Annotated in this window: 19 protein-coding genes; 5 read left to right on the top strand and 14 right to left on the bottom strand. The window is 54.7% G+C overall.

Annotated elements, in window-relative coordinates; genetic code table 11:
• Window positions 1–36: 36 nt before the first annotated feature.
• From ettA to F8A88_RS05670, 8 genes are all read right to left on the bottom strand, one after another.
• A complete protein-coding gene (gene ettA, locus F8A88_RS05705) occupies window positions 37–1,719 on the bottom strand; it encodes an energy-dependent translational throttle protein EttA (RefSeq protein WP_151150103.1) in 1,683 nt (560 codons plus the stop codon).
• 134 nt (window positions 1,720–1,853) lie between these two features.
• The gene (locus tag F8A88_RS05700) at window positions 1,854–2,201 is read right to left on the bottom strand and encodes a DsrE family protein (protein ID WP_151150102.1); all 348 of its coding nucleotides are present in this window, start codon (window positions 2,199–2,201) and stop codon (window positions 1,854–1,856) included.
• A 9-nt stretch (window positions 2,202–2,210) separates the two neighbouring features.
• Window positions 2,211–2,714 carry a ferritin gene (locus F8A88_RS05695; RefSeq protein ID WP_151150101.1) on the bottom strand — a complete coding sequence of 168 codons (504 nt, stop codon included), beginning with the start codon at window positions 2,712–2,714 and terminating at the stop codon, window positions 2,211–2,213.
• Between the two features lie 119 nt (window positions 2,715–2,833).
• Complete coding sequence (gene recD2 / locus F8A88_RS05690; protein ID WP_151150100.1) at window positions 2,834–5,041, bottom strand: SF1B family DNA helicase RecD2; 2,208 nt, start codon at window positions 5,039–5,041, stop codon at window positions 2,834–2,836.
• 29 nt (window positions 5,042–5,070) lie between these two features.
• Entirely contained in the window at window positions 5,071–5,676 is a 606-nt protein-coding gene (recR, locus tag F8A88_RS05685) for a recombination mediator RecR (protein ID WP_151150099.1), read from the bottom strand.
• Window positions 5,677–5,684: 8 nt separating this feature from the next.
• Window positions 5,685–5,996 (bottom strand): YbaB/EbfC family nucleoid-associated protein, encoded by a 312-nt coding sequence (locus F8A88_RS05680; protein ID WP_151150098.1) that lies wholly within the window; start codon window positions 5,994–5,996, stop codon window positions 5,685–5,687.
• 25 nt (window positions 5,997–6,021) lie between these two features.
• A complete protein-coding gene (dnaX, locus tag F8A88_RS05675) occupies window positions 6,022–7,971 on the bottom strand; it encodes a DNA polymerase III subunit gamma/tau (protein ID WP_151150097.1) in 1,950 nt (649 codons plus the stop codon).
• Between the two features lie 108 nt (window positions 7,972–8,079).
• Entirely contained in the window at window positions 8,080–9,006 is a 927-nt protein-coding gene (locus F8A88_RS05670; RefSeq protein ID WP_151150096.1) for a branched-chain amino acid transaminase, read from the bottom strand.
• A 188-nt stretch (window positions 9,007–9,194) separates the two neighbouring features.
• On the opposite strand from F8A88_RS05670, the gene F8A88_RS05665 reads away from it, so the two are divergent.
• Genes F8A88_RS05665 through F8A88_RS05645 form a run of 5 tightly spaced genes read left to right on the top strand, consistent with a single transcriptional unit; the run spans window position 9,195 to window position 14,126 of the window.
• Window positions 9,195–10,370, top strand: coding sequence for an aminotransferase class I/II-fold pyridoxal phosphate-dependent enzyme (locus F8A88_RS05665; RefSeq protein WP_151150095.1), 1,176 nt, complete (start codon window positions 9,195–9,197; stop codon window positions 10,368–10,370).
• 4 nt (window positions 10,371–10,374) lie between these two features.
• Complete coding sequence (locus F8A88_RS05660) at window positions 10,375–11,685, top strand: homoserine dehydrogenase (protein WP_151150094.1); 1,311 nt, start codon at window positions 10,375–10,377, stop codon at window positions 11,683–11,685.
• Window positions 11,686–11,697: 12 nt separating this feature from the next.
• A complete protein-coding gene (locus F8A88_RS05655) occupies window positions 11,698–12,888 on the top strand; it encodes a cofactor-independent phosphoglycerate mutase (RefSeq protein WP_151150093.1) in 1,191 nt (396 codons plus the stop codon).
• Complete coding sequence (locus F8A88_RS05650; protein ID WP_151150092.1) at window positions 12,888–13,310, top strand: acyl-CoA thioesterase; 423 nt, start codon at window positions 12,888–12,890, stop codon at window positions 13,308–13,310. Before F8A88_RS05655 ends, F8A88_RS05650 begins: the two co-directional genes overlap by 1 nt.
• A gap of 9 nt (window positions 13,311–13,319) precedes the next feature.
• Window positions 13,320–14,126, top strand: a complete 807-nt coding sequence (locus tag F8A88_RS05645; RefSeq protein ID WP_151150091.1) for an amidohydrolase family protein — start codon at window positions 13,320–13,322, stop codon at window positions 14,124–14,126.
• On the opposite strand, the gene dgt is transcribed toward F8A88_RS05645, so the two are convergent.
• The 6 genes from dgt to F8A88_RS05615 all read right to left on the bottom strand — a co-directional run bounded on the left by dgt (window position 14,106) and on the right by F8A88_RS05615 (window position 20,611).
• Entirely contained in the window at window positions 14,106–15,386 is a 1,281-nt protein-coding gene (dgt, locus tag F8A88_RS05640; protein WP_151150090.1) for a dGTP triphosphohydrolase, read from the bottom strand. The genes F8A88_RS05645 and dgt overlap by 21 nt on opposite strands.
• Before the next feature lie 84 nt (window positions 15,387–15,470).
• A complete protein-coding gene (locus F8A88_RS05635) occupies window positions 15,471–16,178 on the bottom strand; it encodes an amino acid ABC transporter permease (protein ID WP_151150089.1) in 708 nt (235 codons plus the stop codon).
• A 79-nt stretch (window positions 16,179–16,257) separates the two neighbouring features.
• Window positions 16,258–17,025: a basic amino acid ABC transporter substrate-binding protein gene (locus F8A88_RS05630; protein WP_241667350.1), complete on the bottom strand. Its 768-nt coding sequence runs from the start codon at window positions 17,023–17,025 to the stop codon at window positions 16,258–16,260.
• Between the two features lie 33 nt (window positions 17,026–17,058).
• A complete protein-coding gene (locus F8A88_RS05625; protein WP_151150088.1) occupies window positions 17,059–18,603 on the bottom strand; it encodes an ABC transporter ATP-binding protein in 1,545 nt (514 codons plus the stop codon).
• Window positions 18,604–18,606: 3 nt separating this feature from the next.
• Window positions 18,607–19,524: an ABC transporter permease gene (locus F8A88_RS05620; RefSeq protein WP_194163270.1), complete on the bottom strand. Its 918-nt coding sequence runs from the start codon at window positions 19,522–19,524 to the stop codon at window positions 18,607–18,609.
• Window positions 19,525–19,540: 16 nt separating this feature from the next.
• Window positions 19,541–20,611, bottom strand: a complete 1,071-nt coding sequence (locus tag F8A88_RS05615; RefSeq protein WP_151150086.1) for an ABC transporter permease — start codon at window positions 20,609–20,611, stop codon at window positions 19,541–19,543.
• Window positions 20,612–20,614 lie beyond the last annotated feature (3 nt).

The following is a 20,614-nucleotide window of genomic DNA, read 5'->3' as shown; positions in this document are numbered from 1 at the left end:
GTGCCGACCTGCGTCGACACCCTTTGCTTTTCTGTATTAGCGAGTCAATTTCCTGAACTTCAACCGATGCGGCTGCTCAGCCTCTGCCCCGAGGCGCTTCTTTCGGTCCGCTTCGTAGTCGGAATAGTTGCCTTCCACGAACACGACCTTGGAATCGCCTTCAAAGGCAATGATGTGCGTGGCAATACGATCAAGGAACCAACGATCGTGACTGATGACCAGCACGCATCCGGCAAAGTTTTCCAAGGCGTCTTCCAGCGCGCGCATGGTGTTCACATCAAGGTCGTTGGTAGGTTCGTCCAGCAGGATTACGTTGGCCCCGGACTTGAGCATGTTGGCCAGATGCACCCGGTTCCGCTCGCCGCCGGACAATACATCCACAGGTTTCTGCTGGTCGGAACCGTTGAAGTTGAACCGACCGCAATAGGCCCGGGCATTGATTTCACGGGTCCCGAGCCAGATGCTCTCCTGTCCGCCGCTGATGACTTCATACACGGACTTTCCGCTTTCCAGGGAATCGCGATTCTGATCCACATAGGCGAGATCAACGCTCTCACCAACGGTAAGCACCCCCTGATCCGGTTGTTCCGCACCGCTGATCATGTTGAACAACGTTGATTTACCTGCGCCGTTGGGGCCGACAATACCAACGATGGCGTTGGGAGGAATGATGAAATCCATGCCGTCCACAAGCAACCTGTCCCCCATGGACTTGGTCACTCCTTGGGCCACGATGACCTGATCTCCAAGACGCTGCCCCGGGGGAATAAAAATCTCCAGTTCGTTCGCCCGTTCCATGCTTTCATGCGAAACCATGGCATCGTAAGCATTGATGCGCGCCTTGCTTTTCTTGCGTCGTCCTTTGGGACTCATGCGAATCCACTCCAGCTCGCGTTGCAAGGTTTTGCGCCGTTCACTGGCGTCCCGTTTTTCCTGGGCCAGACGATTCTGTTTCTGGTCCAGCCATGAGGAGTAGTTTCCTTTCCATGGAATGCCACGTCCCCGGTCCAGCTCCAGAATCCAGCCAGCCACGTTGTCCAGAAAATAGCGGTCATGGGTAACGGCTATGACGGTTCCGGGAAATTGTTGCAGGTAGCGTTCAAGCCAGGCAACCGACTCCGCGTCCAAATGGTTGGTGGGTTCGTCCAACAGCAAGATGTCAGGGCTTTGCAGCAGCAGTCTGCACAAGGCCACGCGGCGGCGTTCTCCGCCGGAAATTACGGAAACAGGCGTGTCCCCGTCCGGGCATCGCAGGGCGTCCATGGCCATTTCAAGCCGGGAATCGATATCCCATGCGCCCTTGGCGTCCATGAGTTCCTGCACTTCGGCCTGACGCTGGATCAGGGCATCCATTTCGTCGGCTTCCATGGGCTCGGCAAATTTTTCATTGATTTCGTTGAACTCATTGACCAAGGCCATTATCTCGCCCACGCCTTCCTCAACGACCTGACGCACGGTGCGCGTCTCGTCCACAAGAGGCTCCTGTTCGAGGTAGCCAAGTGTGTGACCGGGAGTGACATGAGTTTCACCTTCAAAATCCTTGTCCACCCCCGCCAGAATCTTGAGAAGCGAGCTTTTTCCCGAACCATTGAGGCCCAGTACGCCGATTTTGGCTCCATAAAAATAGGACAGGGAAATGTCTTTCAACACTTCACGCTGACCATGCCGCTTGGTAACGCGGTACATGGAATAAATTATCTTTTCCTGATCATTGCTCATCGTTTTTTACCTCAGGCATGTTTCGTGGTTTCGAGAGCTTTTGCAAAGCACGACAGATTTGTCCAGACTTTGTTGCCATGCATACAAAAAAAGGCGGCCATGTATGGCCGCCCTGAAACGTATGCCAAAAGGTCTCAGAAAGTTATGATGTTGTATCCCCTATCCTGAAAAGCGGCCATGGAAGGATGTCCGCTCATATCATCCAGCAAGGGAATTCCTGCTGCGGTCACATCGTCAAGGACTCCCAGTTTAGCCGAGCACGCCTTGCACGCGCCAACAACAAGGCCTGTGTCCACGGCCCGTGCATACAGCCCGTGAAAGGGATTTTCCTTCTTGCCCAGCTGCGAAATCAACGCGGTGGACGAACCTTCAAAGATGATGACAACGTCATCACCCCTGTCTTTCATATCCAGAGCATTCAGCAGCACATGGACAAAACACATCATCTCGCCGTTAAATGCAAACAAAGCATTTTTTGCCATGATTTCCTCCTATTCCGCCGGAGGTGTAAATACGCGGGCAGAAAGGTCGCGGTCCAACATGAACAAAGCACCTCCGTCACCGGCCAGGCGCAATTTGCCGACAACCTCGCCCACGCTGGCCTCTTCTTCGACCTGCTCGGAAACGAACCACTGCAGGAATATCTGCGTGGCATGGTCCTTTTCTTCCTGAGCCAGTTCCATAAGCGCATTGATACGTCCGGTCACGATCTGTTCGTGTTCCAGTGCGTTTTCAAAGGCGGCCAAGGGGCTTTCCCATTGCAAAGGCGGGGCATCGATGGTGCCGAGCTTGGCGCTGCCGCCAGCTTCCAGCACGTAATCGAACATCTTCATGGCATGGAAAATCTCTTCCTGATACTGGGCGCGCATCCATTTGGCAAAGCCGGACAAGCCCTGCTCCTCAAAATAGGCAACCATGGAAAGATAGATATGGGCGCTGAATATCTCGAAATTAACCTGATCATTGATGGCATTCTGCATTTTTTCGCTCAACATGAGGCACTCCTTTTTCTCATTGGTATCGGCAGGATTGAATCTTCATGCACCAATACACCAAAACCGCCCTCGGTGAAAGACGGAACGTTTTTTATTTACATGATGTGCGAACGGAACAATCAGATAAGCCTGTTTTCGGAGAACAACGTGCGCAAACGGTATCCGAGGTGGGTGCAACGTTTTCCGGCCGTCACGTTGTTCAGGCCAATGGAAAAAGCTTTTTTGCTGCCGACCAGAACCGCAAGATTCCGAGCGCGCGTCAGTCCGGTATACAGCAAATTCCGTTGCAAAAGCATGTAATGCTGGGTGACGATGGGCATGACCACTGCCGGGTATTCACTTCCCTGCGACTTGTGGACGCTCACGGCATAGGCGAGCGTCAGGTCGTCCAGTTCCGAACTTTCGTAGGTAACGTAATTGCCTTCAAAGTCCACGAACAGTTCGTTTTCTTGCGCGTCCAGTTCGACAATACGGCCAAGGTCGCCGTTAAAAACGTCCTTATCGTAATTGTTGCGCAGTTGGAGAACCCGGTCCCCTACCCTGAACGAACAGAATGAACGACGGATTTCCTGTCGGTTGCGCAACGGATTCAACCGCTCCTGCAAGGCCTTGTTCAGCGCTCCGGTTCCTACATCCCCCTTGTGCATGGGGGTCAGCACCTGAATATCGCGCAAAGGGTCCAGCCCGTAACGGTTTGGTATGCGGTCGCACACGCTGTCCAGAATAAGTTTCTGCACCGTGGTCTGATCTTCCTGCGGAATCCAGAAAAAATCCGCTTGGGGCGCTTCCTGCGGATGTCCGAGCGGGAACTCGCCCTTGTTAATGCGGTGCGCGTTGACCACGATGTAGCTTTCCTGCGCCTGACGAAAAATATGCGTGAGCCGTGCGCAGGGAACCATTTCGCTGTTGATGAGGTCGGCCAGGACATTGCCCGGACCGACGCTGGGGAGCTGGTTGATGTCACCCACGAGAATAAGACGGCAAGTGTGCGGCAAGGCCCGAAGAACAGAAACGCACAAATGCGCGTCCACCATGGAGGCCTCGTCGATGACCAGCACGTCGGCCTTGAGCTTCTGGTCCTGGCAAAACTGGAATCCACCGTCCGGCTGATACTGGAGCAGGCGGTGAATGGTCTGGGCGCCAAGCCCGGTGGCTTCGGAAAGACGTTTGGCCGCCCTGCCCGTGGGGGCCGCCAGCTTGATCTTCAGGCCCAGCTCCTTGAGCGTGAGCACAATGGCCTTGGTTATTGTCGTCTTGCCGGTTCCCGGACCGCCCGTAATGATGAACGCCTTGTTGGAACATGCCTCGAAAACAGCGTCGCGCTGCTCATCGGAAAGGGAAAAGCCCAGCACCTTTTCAACCGCAGGCAAAGCCTTGCCCACCTTTTCCCTGCTAACAGGAGTGGGATGGCTCACCAATTGGTACAATCGTTGGGAAATCTCGTTTTCATGATGGTAGAAATGCATGAGAAAGACCGCCTGTTCAACGTCCTGCTCAGGCAAATCTTCCACGCGGATGCGCTGCTTTTCCTGCAACGAAAATATGGCTTCTTCCAGACGCTCGGCATCTACGTTCTCAAGCATGCGCCCAACTTCGTGCAGCAGTTTCTCCTTGGGAACAAACATGTGCCCACCCCGCTCGCTCAAGGTAAACAGGGTGTATACCATGGCCGCTTCAATCCGCTGCCACGAATCATGGGCAAAGCCCAGTTTCAGGGCCATCTGGTCTGCCGTACGAAAACCGACACCGCGAATTTCATAGGCAAGGTCATAGGGATTATCCCGCAACTTGCGTTCGGCTTGGGCTCCGTAAAGGTGGAATATCTTGCCTGCAAACGTGGTGGGCACTCCATGGGTCTGCAAAAAAACCAATAAATCCTTTACGGCGCGCTGCTTGCCCCACGACTCAATGATATCTTTCAGTTTCCTTTTGGATATTCCTCTGATTTCAAGAAGCTGTTCAGGATCGTCGTCCAAGATGTCCAGCACGCCAACACCATATTCGTTGACCAACAACGTGGCGGTTTTTTCTCCGACCCCCTTGATGGACGACTGCAGGAATTTGATTACCCCGTTTTCCGTGGCCGGCAAAGACTGTTCGAACGTCTCCACCTCAAACTGCGGCCCGTACTTGGGATGCACCTTCCATTTGCCGTTCAGAGTCAGCGACTCCCCGGCCTGCACATCGCCCAGAATTCCGGTAATAGTGATCATCCCGGGCTCATTCTTGGAATTCACCCGTGCGATAACATAACCATTTTCCGTATTGCGGTAGACAATGTTGACGACCTCAGCGTCGTCAAGGCGCGCTTTCTTATTTTCGGACATGCATTTTCAGGGGGAAATCCCCCATGATCCTATATCTTTTGGCGATAAGCCAATGATTGCTTGAGAGTTTCCCGATCCATGAACTTGACCTCGCCCCCCATGGGTATCCCCTGGGCAAGGCGTGAAATGGCAACATCAGGAAACTCGTTTTCAATAAGGTTCTTCACGTAGGAGGCCGTTGTCTCGGCATCAAGGGTCGCGCCCAGCGCAAGAATGAGTTCTCGGATCTCGCCCTTGGCCAAGTGCATGCGCAGCCGCTCGAATTCGAGGTGCGCCGGTTCAACGCCATCCAGCGGGGAAAGCAGCCCTCCGAGCACGAGATAACGTCCCCGGTACATGCGCATTTCCTCCATGGCCAGCAAGGCATCCCATTCGGCGACAAGACACAGTTGGGAATGATCCCGTGTCGGGTCCGCACACAAAGAGCATGGACTGGATTCGGCAAGGCTTGCACATTCCTCGCACATGCACAGCCTTTCGCGAAGATCGATCACGGCCTGTCCGACCCCTGCGGCTCGCTCCTTGGGCATCTTGAGCAAGGTCAAGGCAATGCGCAGCGCGGATTTCGGGCCGATGCCGGGCAATGAGGACAGCTGGTCCACGACCTCCTTGAGAGGAGCTGGAAGATTCTGCACGCTTGCTCCTAGAACAAGCCCGGAATCTTCATGCCGCCGGTCAACTTGCTCATTTCTTCCTCCATCGTATCCTTGGATTTCTTGAGGGCGTCATTGGTGGCGGTCAGCACCAGATCCTGCAGCATTTCCACATCGCCGGACTCCAGAACAGAAGGTTCAATGGCAACGGAAACAATTTCCTGACCACACGTACAGACGACCTTGACCATGCCGCCGCCGCTGGTGGCTTCCACTTCACGAGTCTTCAATTCATCCTGCACCTGGGTCATCTTGCGTTGCATGATCTGCGCCTGGCGCACCATTTCATTCATGCCTTTCATGAGAGTATCTCCTCGGAATTTTTCATTAATGTTGTTGATCGCGCGGGGAAACGCCAACGATCAACGCACCGAAGGCATCCATAACCTTCTCAACGCTGGAATTCGTTTCCGCTTCTTCACGCATCCTTTTCTCGGATTTCACGGCCTTGAGCTGGCCTGTTTCAATCCGTACCGAAATATCCATACCCCAGTAGAGTCCTGCAACCTGCTCGAGCTCGAAAACTCCCTGCCCGGCGGTAAGCTGCTTATGCAAAAACGAGCTGGAACAAGTCACGAACAGCACATTGCCACGCAATTCTCCCGAGGCTTGGCGCAAATGGTGAAAATTGACATGACTTTTTCCGTTGCACGCCTGCACATACTCCAAGAATCCCTGCCAGCTTTTCGGCCCGTTGGGAGGTGTCGGAAGATCAAGTACGGCATTTGCGGTGCTGACGGGTGGTTCAACCTCCGAAGGCGGCGCAGGGGCGTCTTCACCGCTTCCCACCGAAGCCTTGGGACGCTGGCCCGACGAACCCGACTGCATGGCGTTGTCCGAAGAGAACTGTCCCGCGGGTGTCTGATGTCCCTGTTGCCGAGGTGGAACATTTTGCGTCTGATTTCCGGAATGAACATTGCCCGCCGAAGCAGGAGAAACAGATTGGGCAGGAGATTGCCCCTGCACTTGCGGTTGGCCGGAATGCTGTCGCATGGCAGGTTGTGCCGCACTGTTTCCCTGCCCGGAAGGCGTACCTTGAGGAATGAATTGGCGGCTATTTGCTGGACGAGACTGAAAGCCTCCCTCAGATCTGCCGGGGCCTCCCCCCTGCGGTGCACCGCTTCTGTTTCCCGTAGCAGGCGCAACCGGCGCAGCAGGATTTCCCACGGATTCAAGGTTGAGCAGTTCCGGCAGGGATGCCATGTTCAGCAAAAGCAATTCAAGCGCCATGGCCGGTTCCAGCGAGGTCATGACCCGACGTTGACCGTCAAGGGTCATCTGCCAGCAGGCATGTATATGCGCGGGGCTGAATTTGTTTGCCCATTGCAACCACGTATCGGCCTCTTCGCCGGAAAATCCCAGCAATGGCAGGGCCGCCTTGCCCGCCTGACGCAGGAGAAACATGTTGCGCCAGCAACTCGTCATTTCCCGCAAGAAAAATCCCAGATCAAGACCTTGGTCCAACACCTCACGAAGGGTTTGGCCTACCCCAACAAGATTCTGGCTGTGAATGGATTCCATGAGCCGGAAAAACACGTCCTGCCCCGCAAGCCCAAGGAATGTACGTACATCTTCTTCCTTGAGAGAATCTTCTCCAAGAGCCAACGCCTGTCCCAGCAGCGACATGGAGTCGCGGACACTGCCCGCACCGCGCTTGGCTATTATCTGAAGTGCGGCAGGATCATAGGAAATGCCTTCCTTTTCCAAAATGCTTTCCAGATGAGTCACAAGCTCGACCTGTGTAAGCATTTTGTATGTATAATGCTGGCAACGGCTGATGATGGTGGCCGGAAATTTGTGCGGTTCAGTGGTGGCCATGATGAACGTGACCCGCGGCGGCGGCTCTTCAAGCGTCTTGAGCAGCGCATTGAAGGCTTCCTTGGTCAGCATATGGGCTTCGTCAATGATGAAGACCTTATAGCGGCATTCCAGCGGCGCGTAGCCGATGTCTTCCTTGAGCCGCCGGGCGTCGTCGATGCCCCGGTTGGATGCGCCGTCAATCTCCACCACATCAACGGCAACCCCGGCAGTGATCTGACGACAACGGTCGCACTTGTTGCAGGGTTCTCCGGTGGGAGCCTCGACGCAGTTAAGCGCCTTGGCAAAAATTCTGGCAATGGTGGTCTTGCCCACGCCGCGGGTGCCGCTGAAAAGGTATGCAGGGGCAACCTTGTCCTGTGCCGCAGCACGGGAAAGAATGGTCTTGATGGCCTGTTGCCCGGCGACTTCGTCAAAGGTCTGCGGGCGATATTTGGCGGTAAGGCTGGATGTGCTCATGGATACCGTGCTTGTTTTCTATCAAATAAGGGCAGCAAAGCTATACAACACAAGGGGAGCCCGGACAAGCGTGCCGGACTCCCCTTTTTCATTTTCTGGGCAGGATTTCTACTTCACCTCGTAGCGATGCATCCACTGCTCATAATCGGGGTTTTCGCCCTTGACGATCTTGAAGAACTCGGTTTGCAGCAATTTTGCCACAGGACCAGCCTTACCTTCACCGATCTGGCGCGAATCGATTTCGCGAACAGGGGTCAGTTCTGCGGCAGTGCCCGTGAAAAACACCTCGTCGGCGACATAAAGCATATCGCGACCAATGGGAGTTTCACGGACTTCATAGCCGAGGTCGCCCGCAAGAGTAATGATCGAATCGCGGGTCAGCCCGCCGAGCACGCCGGAAGCCGGCGGCGTATAGATGACATCGTCGCGAACCATGAAAATATTCTCGCCCGTGCCTTCGGAAACATGGCCGGTGGTGTCCAGCATGACGGCTTCAGCATATCCGTCGCGAACAGCTTCCATTTTGGCCAGCACGGAGTTCACGTAGTTGCCGCAAGCCTTGGACTTGGTCATCATCACGTTGACGTGGTGGCGGTTGTACGAGGAGACACGGACCTTGATGCCCTTCTCCAGAGCGTCTTCACCGAGATAGGCTCCCCAGAACCATGCCGCGATGCAGACGCGGATCGGGTTGTCGCCGGGATGCACGCCCATAGCGCCTTCGCCAACGAACACCAGCGGGCGGATGTAAGCCCCCTTCAGGTTGTTGGCCACAAGGACCTCTTCCGCAGCGGCAACAAGTTCTTCCGCGCTGTACGGCATGCCCAAACCTAAGATCTTGGCAGAATCCACCAGCCTTTCCATGTGCTCACGAAGGCGGAAAACTTCGGAGGTGCCGTCACTGCACTCGTAGGCGCGAATTCCTTCGAATACACCGGTTCCATAGTGCAGGGCGTGGGTAAGGACGTGAACGTTCGCATCAGCCCAGGGAACCAGTTTGCCGTCAAACCATATGGTTTCAGATTGCTGAACCATGAATTTCTCCTCATGTATCGTTTTCAGTGCTCGTGATCGATGCCGTTTCCATCAAACCGGAAAAATAGTTTAATCGACCTTTCCGGTCAAGATGCAGCGAACAATACAATTACTTTTTGACAGGAAAACCCAGCCCAGCTATTCAAAATGTCTTTACGAATCCACTACAACCCCAGGAGTAGGCAATCATGCACCAGTTTGCTCGAGTTCACCGGCTTCCACCTTATGTGTTCGCCCAGGTGAATGAACTCAAGATGGAAATGCGTCATCAGGGCGCAGATATCATCGACCTGGGTATGGGAAACCCTGATGTTCCCACGCCCAAACACATTCTCGACAAGCTGGCGGAAGCGGCATACAAGCCGGGGAACTCCCGATATTCGGCGTCCAAAGGCATCAAGGGGCTTCGCCGGGCCATAGCGGACTGGTATGACCGCCGCTACTCGGTATCTCTGGATATGGATCAGGATGTCTGTGTGACCATGGGGGCCAAGGAAGGGCTTGCACACCTCGCATTGGTCATGCTCACGCCCGGTGACGTTGTCCTTGCACCAGACCCGGCCTACCCGATCCACCCCTACGCCTCCATCATCGCGGGCGCTGACGTGCGCCGAATCCCCATCGGCAAGGGTCGCGATTTCTTCGAGGACATGGCCACAGCCGTAAAACATACATGGCCCCGGCCCAAATTGCTTATCATCAACTACCCGCACAACCCGACCACCGAGTGCGTGGATGTGGCCTTTTTCCAGCGCATCGTTGATTTCGCCAAGGAAAACAACCTCTACGTCATACACGACCTCGCCTACGCGGACTTCACCTTTGACGGTTACGAGGCCCCGAGCTTTTTGCAGGCTGACGGCGCGCGAGACGTTGGTGTGGAATTCTTTTCCATGACCAAAAGCTATTCCATGGCCGGTATGCGGGTCGGGTTCTGCTGCGGCAATCGCGACATGGTTCAGGCGCTGACGCGCATCAAGAGCTATCTGGACTACGGCATATACACCCCCATTCAGGTGGCGGCCACACAGGCTCTGAACGGTCCGCAGGACTGTGTCAGCAAAATCATGGATATCTACAAGGATCGGCGCGACGCCCTGTGTGAAGGGTTGAATCGCATCGGCTGGACCGTGGAACCGCCTCAGGCGACCATGTTCCTTTGGGCTGAAATTCCCGATGAATTCAAACATCTCGGATCCGTCGAATTTTCCAAACTCCTGCTGCGGGAGGCGGAAGTGGCGGTATCTCCGGGACTCGGCTTCGGCCAATACGGCGACGACCATGTGCGTTTCGCCTTTGTGGAAAACAGACAAAGAACAAATCAGGCGATTCGAAACATGCGAAAATTCTTTGCAAAGGGGTAGATGAATGGAAGCAGTCAAACTCGGAATAGCCGGCTTCGGCACTGTGGGAACGGGATTGGCCGACATCATGTCGGAAAATCGGACGATGCTCGAAAAGCGTCTTGGACGAACTATCGAGATCAAGACCGTTGCCGTCCGCAATCTGGACAAGCCGCGTGGGCATGCCCTTGCCGAGACTACCGAGTTGACTACCGATCTGGACAAGCTTGTCAACGACCCGGAAATCGACATTGTTGTCGAATTGATGGGAGGGTTGGAAGCCGCCAGAACGCTCATCTCCAAAGCTCTTGCAGCAGGAAAACACGTGGTCAGTGCAAACAAGCATCTTTTGGCCGAACACGGCCCGGAGTTGTTTGCACTGGCCCGTGAAAACAACTGTTTTCTTTCCTACGAGGCCAGTTGCGCCGGGGGGATCCCCGTGGTGCAAACCCTGCGGGAAAGCCTTGCAGGCGACCGCATCGAAGGGATGCTCGGCATCCTGAACGGCACAGCCAACTATATTCTCTCGGAAATGACCACCAAGGGAATGGATTTCGAGACAGCCCTGCAACAGGCACAGGATCTGGGCTATGCCGAGGCAGACCCCACGTTCGACATCGAAGGCTTTGATACCGCACACAAGCTGTGCGTACTCATTCGCCTTGCCTTTGGTGTGGATTATCCCCTGAACATGCTACCGATTCAAGGCATTACGAGTGTCACGCCGCTCGATATCGAGTTTGCCCGCGAATTCGGTTACCGGGTCAAGCTGATCGCTCATGCCAATAGCAGCGACCATGGGGTGGAGGCCGGAGTTCATCCGGCGCTTGTACCATATACCTACCTGTTGGCCCGTGTGGGCGGCAATTACAATGCCGTACGCATTGAAGGCAATGCCGTCGGTCCGGTCATGTTGCATGGCCAGGGGGCCGGAGACAGGCCCACGGGCAGCGCGGTTCTTGCCGACATACTGTGCATTGTCAGGCACCTTACCCAGTGTGGAGCGGATTCAGGGTTCATCCCTGACAACACCGGCTTCGGCAATGCTCCTCTAAAACAGGCCCAAATCATGCCGCCGGAAAAAACCATGTCCCGGTATTATTTCCGCTTCATGGTGGCAGACAAAACCGGTGTCATGGCCGCCATAACCCGCTCCATGGCCGATCACGGCGTATCCATTGCCCAGGCCGTGCAAAAGGGTGAACCCGATCTTGATGCCGTGCCGCTGGTGATCATCACGCACACCACGGAAGCCCGGGCAGCACAAGCCGTTGCCAAAGAAATCGATGCCATGGACTTTTCACTGGAACCGTGCGTCCGTTTCAGAATCCTCTAACGGGAAACCGATATGAAGGTACTTTTTCTTGTAGCCGACGGCATGGGGGACTGGCCCGTTGATGAACTGGGCGGAAAGACTCCTCTGGAAGCTGCGCACACCCCGAATATGGACCAACTGGCCAATACCGGCATGGTTGGCCGCTGCTCTACAATCCCCCTGGGCATGGCCCCGGGATCGGACGTGGCCAACATGTCGCTGCTGGGATTCGATCCGGCCCGCTATCACACTGGACGCGGACCCATCGAAGCGGCAGCCCAAGGCCTAGAACTGGATGAAAACGACCTTGTCTGGCGCTTGAATCTGGTTACGGTTTCGCAGCTGGACAAAGATGGACTGATGCTGGATTACTCATCCGGCCATATCGAAACGGAACAATCGCGTCCTCTGGTGGAACGCCTGCAGAAAACAATGGGCGGGGACACATACACCTTCGTGCCCGGAATCCAGTACCGGCATCTTCTCATCCAGAAAGACGGCGTACAGACCGATGACGCTCAACTGGCAATCAATCCGCCACACGACATCACGGACAAACCCATTAAGAGCGATCTACGGGCGTTTTCCCGCAATCCCGAATTGTGGGACGTTATTTTTGAAGCGCACGACATCTTGTCCGAAGACAATCCCACCAAGGCCAACTCCATCTGGCCATGGGGACAAGGCAGCCCTTTGGCCCTGCCCGACTTCAGGGAGCATTTCGGGCTGCGTGGCGCGGTGATATCAGCTGTGGATCTGATAAAGGGGCTCGGGTTTGCCTCGGGCATGACCGTTGTGGACGTGGACGGTGCTACCGGGCTTCTGGACACCAACTATGAAGGCAAAGTACAGGCAGCGCTTGAGTACCTTGAAAACGGAGAATTTGCATTCGTTCATCTCGAAGGGCCGGACGAGTGCGGGCATGGCGGCAACGCCGAGGAAAAGACTGAAGCCATAGCCCGCTTCGATTCACGGGTGGTCGGCCCGCTCCGCAAAGCCTTGGGCAATGAGGACGTGCTGTGGATCATTTGTTGCGACCACTATACCCCCATCAAGGAGCGAACACATACCACGGACCCGGTTCCTTTCATCGTCAACGCTCCGGGAGTGGAAGCTTCCGGTTTATCCGTCTTCACGGAAAAAACGGCCGACTCCACCGGACTGACCATTGACGAAGGGCATGAGTTGATACGATTTGCACTTGAAAAGGCAGGACTGCAGTAATGGCGGCAAAAAACACGGATTTTCCTTCACCGGATGCATGGTATCACCATTTTGTTTCGTATGGCGAAACCGACACCATGGGCGTGTTGTACTATGCGGAGTATCTGCACCTTTTTGAACGAGCCAGAGGACACCTGATACGTCAGCAAGGCATCAGCTACGCAGAGGTGGAAAACCGCGGCGTCATTCTTCCGGTACGAGAGGCCCAGTGTCGTTATCGCGTCCCCGTCCGTTATGACGACGAAATCTATATCCGTGTGGCCATCAGCGAATTCAAACGGGTTTCGGTAACCTTTGTCTACGAGCTATACAATACGGACAAGTCCGTACTGCATGCCACAGGCATGACCGAACACGCCTGCATCGACAGGGACGGCAAATTGTTTCGGGTGCCGCAATGGCTCAAGGACATGTTTTCCTGATCGCGTTCCATGCGTATCGACGTCCACACCCACGCCTTTCATCCGAAAATCGCCCCCAGGGTTGCCGAATATCTCCTGCAGACCCACGGCATTGCTGTTCGCGGCAAGGGGACCGTTGAAGAACTGTTGCTACGCATGGAAGTGTGCGATCTGGACCGGGCTGTCGTGCACACCTCTGCCACCACCGGGGCTCAGGTCATTCCCGCCAACAATTGGACAATCAGCCTTCAGGCCGACCATCCGCAACTGATTGCTTTCGGATCAGTGCATCCGGACTTTGACCGCAATGAAGAAGAACTGAATCGCCTTGAAAGAAAGGGAATTCGGGGGTTGAAATTTCACCCGGACTTTCAGAACGTGTCCATGGATGATCCCCGACTTTTTGAACTCATGGAAATGGCTGGAGACCGTTTCATCATGATGTTTCATCTTGGCGGGGACTTGCCGATTGAACACAACCCGTCCAATCCCATGAAAATGGCCGCCCTGCGCCGCATGTTTCCCAAACCGACGATGATTGCGGCGCACCTGGGAGGTATCCGGCGCTGGACAGAAGCGCTGGAACACATTGCCGGGCTGAACATCCATGTGGACACATCCAGCACGCTTCAACATATTTCCGGAAAAATGTTTCGAGATTTCATCAATCGACACGACAGGCAACAGGTCCTGTTCGGCAGCGATTATCCGATCTTTGACCCTCAGGAAGAGATGGCCCTGCTACGAGATAAGGCCAAGCTGAGCGAAGCTCGCATCGAACAGATGCTTGGGGCTGCAACCGTTCTTTTCCCGCAATCAGACAAGGTCGATGATTGATCCGAAATCCGGATCAAACAACCGTTTGTAGGTACGCACCACAAACCCGTCCGTCATGCCGGAAATGTAGTCACAAATGATGCGGAAACGTTTCGCACGCCCTGCCCTGCTGATTGCGTCGGCATAATGGGGCGGCAACAGGCAGAAATCCGGTTTTTCCTTGTTCACATATTCCTCGACGAACGCACCGAACAAATCGCGCAGAATGTGTCCGCCTTTGTATTCCAGCTGGTGGACTTGCGGCGTATGAAACACCAGCTCAATGGCCATTTTTTTGAGCAGTTCGCAACGCTGGCACTGCCCCTGATCGCGAACCACGGCGTAACGGTAGCGGTTCGTATGCGCAACCATGAAATTATCGCGTTCCTCAAGCGTGGTGCTGCGAATGAATTCCCCGATAAGCCGCCCGAGAAAACGGCTATGGGTATCTTCAAGCATGGCCGCACACAATTCATCCACGAATCGTGCTTCCTGTATGTTCAGGGAGTCCTCATGCTCGTTTTGCCAGCGTCGGACTCCCTTGACCGTAATAAAACCGGCCTGAATGCCGTCCCCAATGTCGTGAATGCTATAGGCGATGTCATCGGCCCAATCCATAATCTGGCATTCCACGCTTTTGAAGGTATTCAATTCTTCTTCCGTGGCCAACTCTTCCCGAAACGGACGCGGCCCACTGACAAAATCCACCACTTCCTGTTGTTGGTCATACAGAAAGTGATGCTTTTTCTTCGCGGAATCCCGAAATAACGTTTTGTACTTGAGCATGCCGTCCAAAAAGGCACGGGTCGGTTTCATTCCGGACCATTCGCTCCCGGAACGATAAAACAAATCCACGAGTATACGCAGATTCTGGGCATTACCCTCGAATCCTCCGGCTCCGTTTTCCTGCATCATCGTATTGAATACGGCCTCACCCGCATGGCCGAAGGACGGGTGCCCGATGTCGTGGGCCAGGCAAACCGATTCCACAAGGTCTTGGTCGATGCAATACTCCGGCCCGAGCAGAGTCGAAGACCTGTTCAGATGATTGCACAGAGAGCGACCGATCTGGGAAACTTCAATGGAATGGGTGAGCCGTGTGCGGTAAAAATCGTATTCGCCGGAAAGGAATACCTGGGTCTTGTTTTGCAAACGCCGAAAAGCCGGCGAATAGATGATCCTGTCCCGATCCTGCTCAAAAGGAGTTCTGGTCTTGAGTTTCTTGTCCTGTCCGCGACCAAAGAATTCCGTATCAAACGATGTGTAAAACGTATTGTTCATGACGAGATCCCATTTTCCTTCGGACAAAATTAGCACCACGAAAAAGGCGCCGAAGCAGTGTCTCCGGCGCCTCAGGGGCTCACATCAACCGAGGTCAAGCACCATGTTGTTATCGTCCCGTGAACTGCCTTCACTCAATTTTCTTTCGAGACGATCAAGCAATTTGGCAAAGGTAAAGGTCAGGGTCAGGTAGATGAGACCAACGCCAAGCAGGAACGGCACGTATGTATAATACTTGGCTCCCAACACCTTGGCCGTAAACATCAACTCCCCATACCCGACAACGGATACCAGCGACGAGTCCTTGAGCAGAACGATCAACTCGTTGCAAAGGGGTGGTATCATTCGCTTGAACGCCTGCGGAAGAATAACGAAAACCATGGCCTGGCGGTGGCTCAATCCCGAACAGCGGGCCGCTTCCATTTGCCCTCTGTTAATGGAGAGAATGCCTGCGCGAATGATCTCGGCAGTGTATGCGCCGGAATTGATGCCCAGAGCAATCATGCCGAGCCACAAGGGATCCTGCGGCATGCGTCCGCCGGTCAGCACGTGATACAACTGCGGCAGTCCGAAGAAAAAGAAATATATCTGCAGCAACATGGGCGTGCCGCGGATGAGTTGTATGTAGGTATCGGCTCCCAGACGAAGCCACCAGCTGCGGCTGATGCGGAACACACCGGCAAACGTTCCAAGAAAAAGCCCCATGAGCAACGCGCCCATGGTTATTTTCAAGGTATTCAGTGCACCCATCAGAAAGAGATCATAATGCTCAAAAATCAGTGAAAAATCCACACCGGCTCTCCGTGAAGGATTGAAAGATGGAAGGGCCGGGCACAACAGATGCCCGGCCCTGTTTCATTCGCAATGATAATTACTTCATCCACTTTTCGACGAGCTTGGCAAGCGTGCCTTCCTGTTCAACCTCTGCCAGAGCCTTGTTCAGGGCTTCGACAAGCTTGGGGTTTCCCTTGGGAATGACGATTGCGTTTTCTTCGTAGCTCAGTTTTTCCGGTGCGATGACAAAACCCTGTTTCTGGGCGTATTCGTTGGCAACCGGAATATCGGCCACCACAGCGTCAACCGCTTCACTCTTCAGCATCATGAAGGCGGTGGAGTAAGTTTCCGGTTTGATCACTTCGGCGTTTTCAATCTTTTCCGCAGCTTCCTGACCGGTAGTGCCCAGCTGGACGCCAATCTTCTTGCCCACAAGGTCGGCTCCGGACTTGATGGAGGAACCGGGGCGCACCACGATCACCTGACCGGATGCAAAATACGGGGTGGAAAAATCCACACTCTTCTTGCGGTCTTCAGTGACGCTGAACCCGGAAAAACCGATGTCCACATTGCCCATGTTCACGGCAGCAATGATGGTGTCAAAACTCATGGTCTTCCATTCGACCTTGATGCCCATCTTTTCGGCCATGGCATTCATGATGTCGATGTCGAAACCCACACGGGTATTTCCGTCCATGGATTCATACGGCGGATAGTCCGGGCTGTTGCCGATGACGATGACGCCATTTTTCTGGATGGAATCCCACAGCTCTGCAGAGGCATCCTGGGCACAAACAAAGGCGGCAGCCTGAAAAACGGCCACGGCCAAAAACATGACAACGGTTTTTTTGATAGCGGACAGCATATCTCTCTCCTTTTTCAAACACGATGAGGCGCACTATGCGCCGGCGGTTTCCTCAATACCAGCCATGAGCGGCCCGATTCTGTCGGCAACGGCATCTTCGTCGGCATCAAGCATCCCCAGAATCCGCCCCCGGTAGATGACGGCGATCCTGTCGGCAAGTTGCAAGGCCTCGTTCAAATCTCCGGTCACCAGTAACACACCGGCCATCCCACGAACCTCCAAAAGACGGTTCCAGACTTCTTCGGTTGCCGAGATGTCCAGTCCCTGAGTAGGCTGCTCCGCAACGATCAACACCGGTTCACGGTACAATTCGCGAGCCAGCACCGCCTTTTGCAAGTTTCCGCCGGAAAGCTGCCAGGCCAAGGCCTGGGTTCTTCCCGGTCTGATATCAAATTTCTGCACCAGATCCGAGGTTTCGCTGGACGCACGTTTCTTGTCCAGCCACGGACCGATCACAAATCCCTTGCGGGTTGTCAGCAACACGTTATCAACCATGTCGCAATCCCGAAGCGTGGCCAAGCCAAGACGATCTTCAGGCACATAGGAAAGTGCCCTGCGCCATGAAGCCTCTTCAAAAAACTGTCGCCACGGCTTCCCACTGATGAATATGGTATCCTGAGGAGGCTTGCGAAGGCCGCAGACCGCCTCAACAAGACTTTTTTGACCATTCCCGGCCACGCCGACAAGAGCGACGATTTCCCCTTGCCGCACGGCAAGGGTTACGTTGTCCAATCCCATGCCGGAAAGATCACGGATGTCCAACACCGTTTCACCGGGCGGCATGGGATTGCGATCAATTTCAAGGATTACTTCCTTGCCAACCATGCGGCAGGCAAGATCGGCCTTGGATTCGATACTGTCGGGATCAACCTCGCCCTCAATGACCCCGCGACGAAGAATCGCAATGTCATCGGCTATGGAAAGCACTTCTTCCAGCTTGTGACTGATGAAAACAATGGCCTTGCCCTGCTCCGCCATCTTCCACAATGCGTCAAACAAACGCACTGTTTCGTCCGGGGTGAGTACGGCCGTGGGTTCATCAAATATCAAAATCCTGCTTTCGCGATATAGCAGCTTGAGAATTTCAACACGCTGTTTTTCGCCCATGGACAAATCGCAGACTCTGGCCGCCGGGTCCACATCAAGCCCATATTGCTCGGCCAATGCGGTCACGCGCTTGTCCATCTCGCGATGGTTGACAAAAAAACCGCCGGTCTGGCCCAGCAAGACATTTTCGGCCACAGTCATGGACTCGACCAGCATGAAGTGCTGATAGACCATGCCAATCCCGGCTTCAATGGCTTCGCGCGACGACGAAAAATCCATGATCTGGCCGTCGATCTTGATATGGCCTTCATCCGGTTTGTAACGTCCCGCCAGCATGCTCATGAGCGTACTCTTGCCCGCTCCGTTTTCGCCGAGCAATGCCTTGATGCGACCGGCGTACAGGTCAAGGTTGATGTTGTTGTTGGCCACAACCTTGCCGAACCGTTTGGTGATGCCGCAAATCTCGACAACCGGACGCTCGCCATCGGCAACCGGTTTACGAGGGGGCCTGGTAAATGTTTTGGTTCCCATGTCCTACCCCTCCGGCTCGATATTTGTACCCAGGGCGGCAGGCATATCGGAATGCTTGCGCTTCCATGCCGAAAAAACAAGCGCGATGATGGTCAGCGCATACGGCAGGGACAAAAGGATCGACGAGGGCACGTTGGTTCCGGATGCCTGCAGTCGAAGCTGAAATGCCATGACACCGCCGAACAGGTATGCGCCCAGCACCGCCCGCCCAGGACGCCAGAAGGCAAATATGACCAAGGCAACGGCAATCCACCCGCGTCCGCCGGAAAGGCCGTTGGTCCACAAATGCGTGTAGGCCAGCGAAAGGTACGCTCCGCCCAGCCCGATCAGGAATCCGCCCATGGCAACGGCAAAATAGCGCAAGAGGACAGGTTTGAGTCCGGCTGCCGCGGCTGCGGCCGGATATTCGCCCGTGGCCGTAACAGCCATGCCCAGACTGGTGCGCCGGAAAAAGAACCAGAACAGCACCGGGATCAGGTAGGAGACGTACACCAGCGCGTCCTGCCGGAAAAAGATATCACCCAAAAACGGAATGGAGCTGAAAAAGGGTAAGGCTTCCTTTTCAAAACCTGTTGTGGCCAGGCCGATGTACGGGGTGCCGAGAAAACGGGTCAACCCGAGGCCCAAAATTGTCAACGCAAGTCCGGATACAACCTGGTTGCCAAGGCAGGAGATACAGACGAATCCATGAACCATGGCCAGCAACAGACCGGCAAAACCGCCCATGACAAAACCAAGCCAGGGACACCCTGTCGTGTATCCGGTCACAAACGCAGCCAAGGCCGAAAAACTGAGTATGCCCTCAACACCGAGGTTCAGAACGCCGCCTTTCTCTGTCATCATTTCGCCCAGCGTGGCAAAAAGAATCGGCGTTCCCGACTGTACGGTGGCATTGAGTAACGGTACGATCAATTCCTGCATAATATCTCACGCCGCCCTACTCGGACCGCGTCCTCCGTTCCAACTTGTAGGCAAGGAGAAACTGACCCGCAAGAACGGAAAGCAGGATCATTCCTTCCATGATTTCACCGAATGCAGCCGGAATCTGCATTTCCAGCTGCAAATTCTCCACGCCCACACGAAGGGCCGCCAATAAAAATGAGGCAAAGGCAATGTTCAAGGGCTCCAGCCGCGCCAACCAGGCAACAACAATGGCCGTATATCCATAACCGACCATGATGCTCGGCTGCAGTCTTCCCACCACGCCCGATGTCTCGACACAACCGGCGATGCCGGCCAGTCCGCCGGAAACGCACATGACGAACATGACCAGAAAACCATACGGCATGCCGGCATACCGGGCCACTCTGGGCCCCTGGCCGCTGGCCTTGAGTTCATACCCAAGGCGGGTGTAGCGCATGAAGGCCCAGAAGATGACGCCGACCAACACGCAGACCAGAATACCCCAATGCAGCTTGGTTGCCCCAAATGCCGGGATGGTCGCATTGGGAGAAAATTCAGCAGTCATAGGGAAGCCGAAACTGGTTGGATCCTTCCACACGCCGAAAACCAGATAATCCAGCAACAGTATGGCGATGTAGTTGAGCATCAAGGTGGAAATGATTTCATTCACCTTGAGCTTGATGCGCAATGCCCCGGGGATGGCAGCCCACAAGCCGCCAAGCACAAAGGCCATGAAGAACATCAGCGGCAAAAGCAGATAGATGGGCAAGTCGGGGAAAGAAAGCGCCATCCACGTGGCCCCAATAGCTCCAAGGGCAAATTGTCCTTCGGCCCCGATATTCCATATCTGCATGCGGAACGTAACAGCCACGCCGAGGGAACAGAGAAAAATCGGAATGGATTTGAGCAAGGCCCCTTCGAGAGCCCATACGTGACCGAAGCTGCCTTCCCACAGGATTCTGAACCCTTCGAACGCGTCCTTCCCTTGCCCGGCAAGAAGCAAACCGCTGGCCACGAGGGAAATGAGCAGGGCGCCCAGGAAAACAACCAAGGCGCCCCACTTCCAGGGTTCATCTCTTTTTCTAAGTTTTAAACCCGTTATCATTGA

The organism is Pseudodesulfovibrio senegalensis (assembly GCF_008830225.1).
Classification (GTDB): Bacteria; Desulfobacterota; Desulfovibrionia; order Desulfovibrionales; family Desulfovibrionaceae; genus Pseudodesulfovibrio; species Pseudodesulfovibrio senegalensis.
Note: the sequence above shows the minus strand (reverse complement) of the source record. Positions and strands in the feature narration are given on the sequence as shown.

Bases quoted from the DNA above. Each gene is read 5' to 3' on its own strand.
- ettA (WP_151150103.1), bottom strand. From the start codon at position 1,719: ATGAGCAATGATCAGGAAAAGATAATTTATTCCATGTACCGCGTTACC.
- F8A88_RS05665 (WP_151150095.1), top strand. From the start codon at position 9,195: ATGCACCAGTTTGCTCGAGTTCACCGGCTTCCACCTTATGTGTTCGCC.
- F8A88_RS05615 (WP_151150086.1), bottom strand. From the start codon at position 20,611: ATGATAACGGGTTTAAAACTTAGAAAAAGAGATGAACCCTGGAAGTGG.
- F8A88_RS05670 (WP_151150096.1), bottom strand. From the start codon at position 9,006: ATGGTTCAGCAATCTGAAACCATATGGTTTGACGGCAAACTGGTTCCC.
- dgt (WP_151150090.1), bottom strand. From the start codon at position 15,386: ATGAACAATACGTTTTACACATCGTTTGATACGGAATTCTTTGGTCGC.
- F8A88_RS05680 (WP_151150098.1), bottom strand. From the start codon at position 5,996: ATGAAAGGCATGAATGAAATGGTGCGCCAGGCGCAGATCATGCAACGC.
- F8A88_RS05645 (WP_151150091.1), top strand. From the start codon at position 13,320: ATGCGTATCGACGTCCACACCCACGCCTTTCATCCGAAAATCGCCCCC.
- F8A88_RS05700 (WP_151150102.1), bottom strand. From the start codon at position 2,201: ATGGCAAAAAATGCTTTGTTTGCATTTAACGGCGAGATGATGTGTTTT.
- F8A88_RS05650 (WP_151150092.1), top strand. From the start codon at position 12,888: ATGGCGGCAAAAAACACGGATTTTCCTTCACCGGATGCATGGTATCAC.
- recD2 (WP_151150100.1), bottom strand. From the start codon at position 5,041: ATGTCCGAAAATAAGAAAGCGCGCCTTGACGACGCTGAGGTCGTCAAC.
- F8A88_RS05620 (WP_194163270.1), bottom strand. From the start codon at position 19,524: ATGCAGGAATTGATCGTACCGTTACTCAATGCCACCGTACAGTCGGGA.
- dnaX (WP_151150097.1), bottom strand. From the start codon at position 7,971: ATGAGCACATCCAGCCTTACCGCCAAATATCGCCCGCAGACCTTTGAC.
- F8A88_RS05695 (WP_151150101.1), bottom strand. From the start codon at position 2,714: ATGTTGAGCGAAAAAATGCAGAATGCCATCAATGATCAGGTTAATTTC.
- F8A88_RS05660 (WP_151150094.1), top strand. From the start codon at position 10,375: ATGGAAGCAGTCAAACTCGGAATAGCCGGCTTCGGCACTGTGGGAACG.
- F8A88_RS05655 (WP_151150093.1), top strand. From the start codon at position 11,698: ATGAAGGTACTTTTTCTTGTAGCCGACGGCATGGGGGACTGGCCCGTT.
- F8A88_RS05625 (WP_151150088.1), bottom strand. From the start codon at position 18,603: ATGGGAACCAAAACATTTACCAGGCCCCCTCGTAAACCGGTTGCCGAT.
- F8A88_RS05630 (WP_241667350.1), bottom strand. From the start codon at position 17,025: ATGCTGTCCGCTATCAAAAAAACCGTTGTCATGTTTTTGGCCGTGGCC.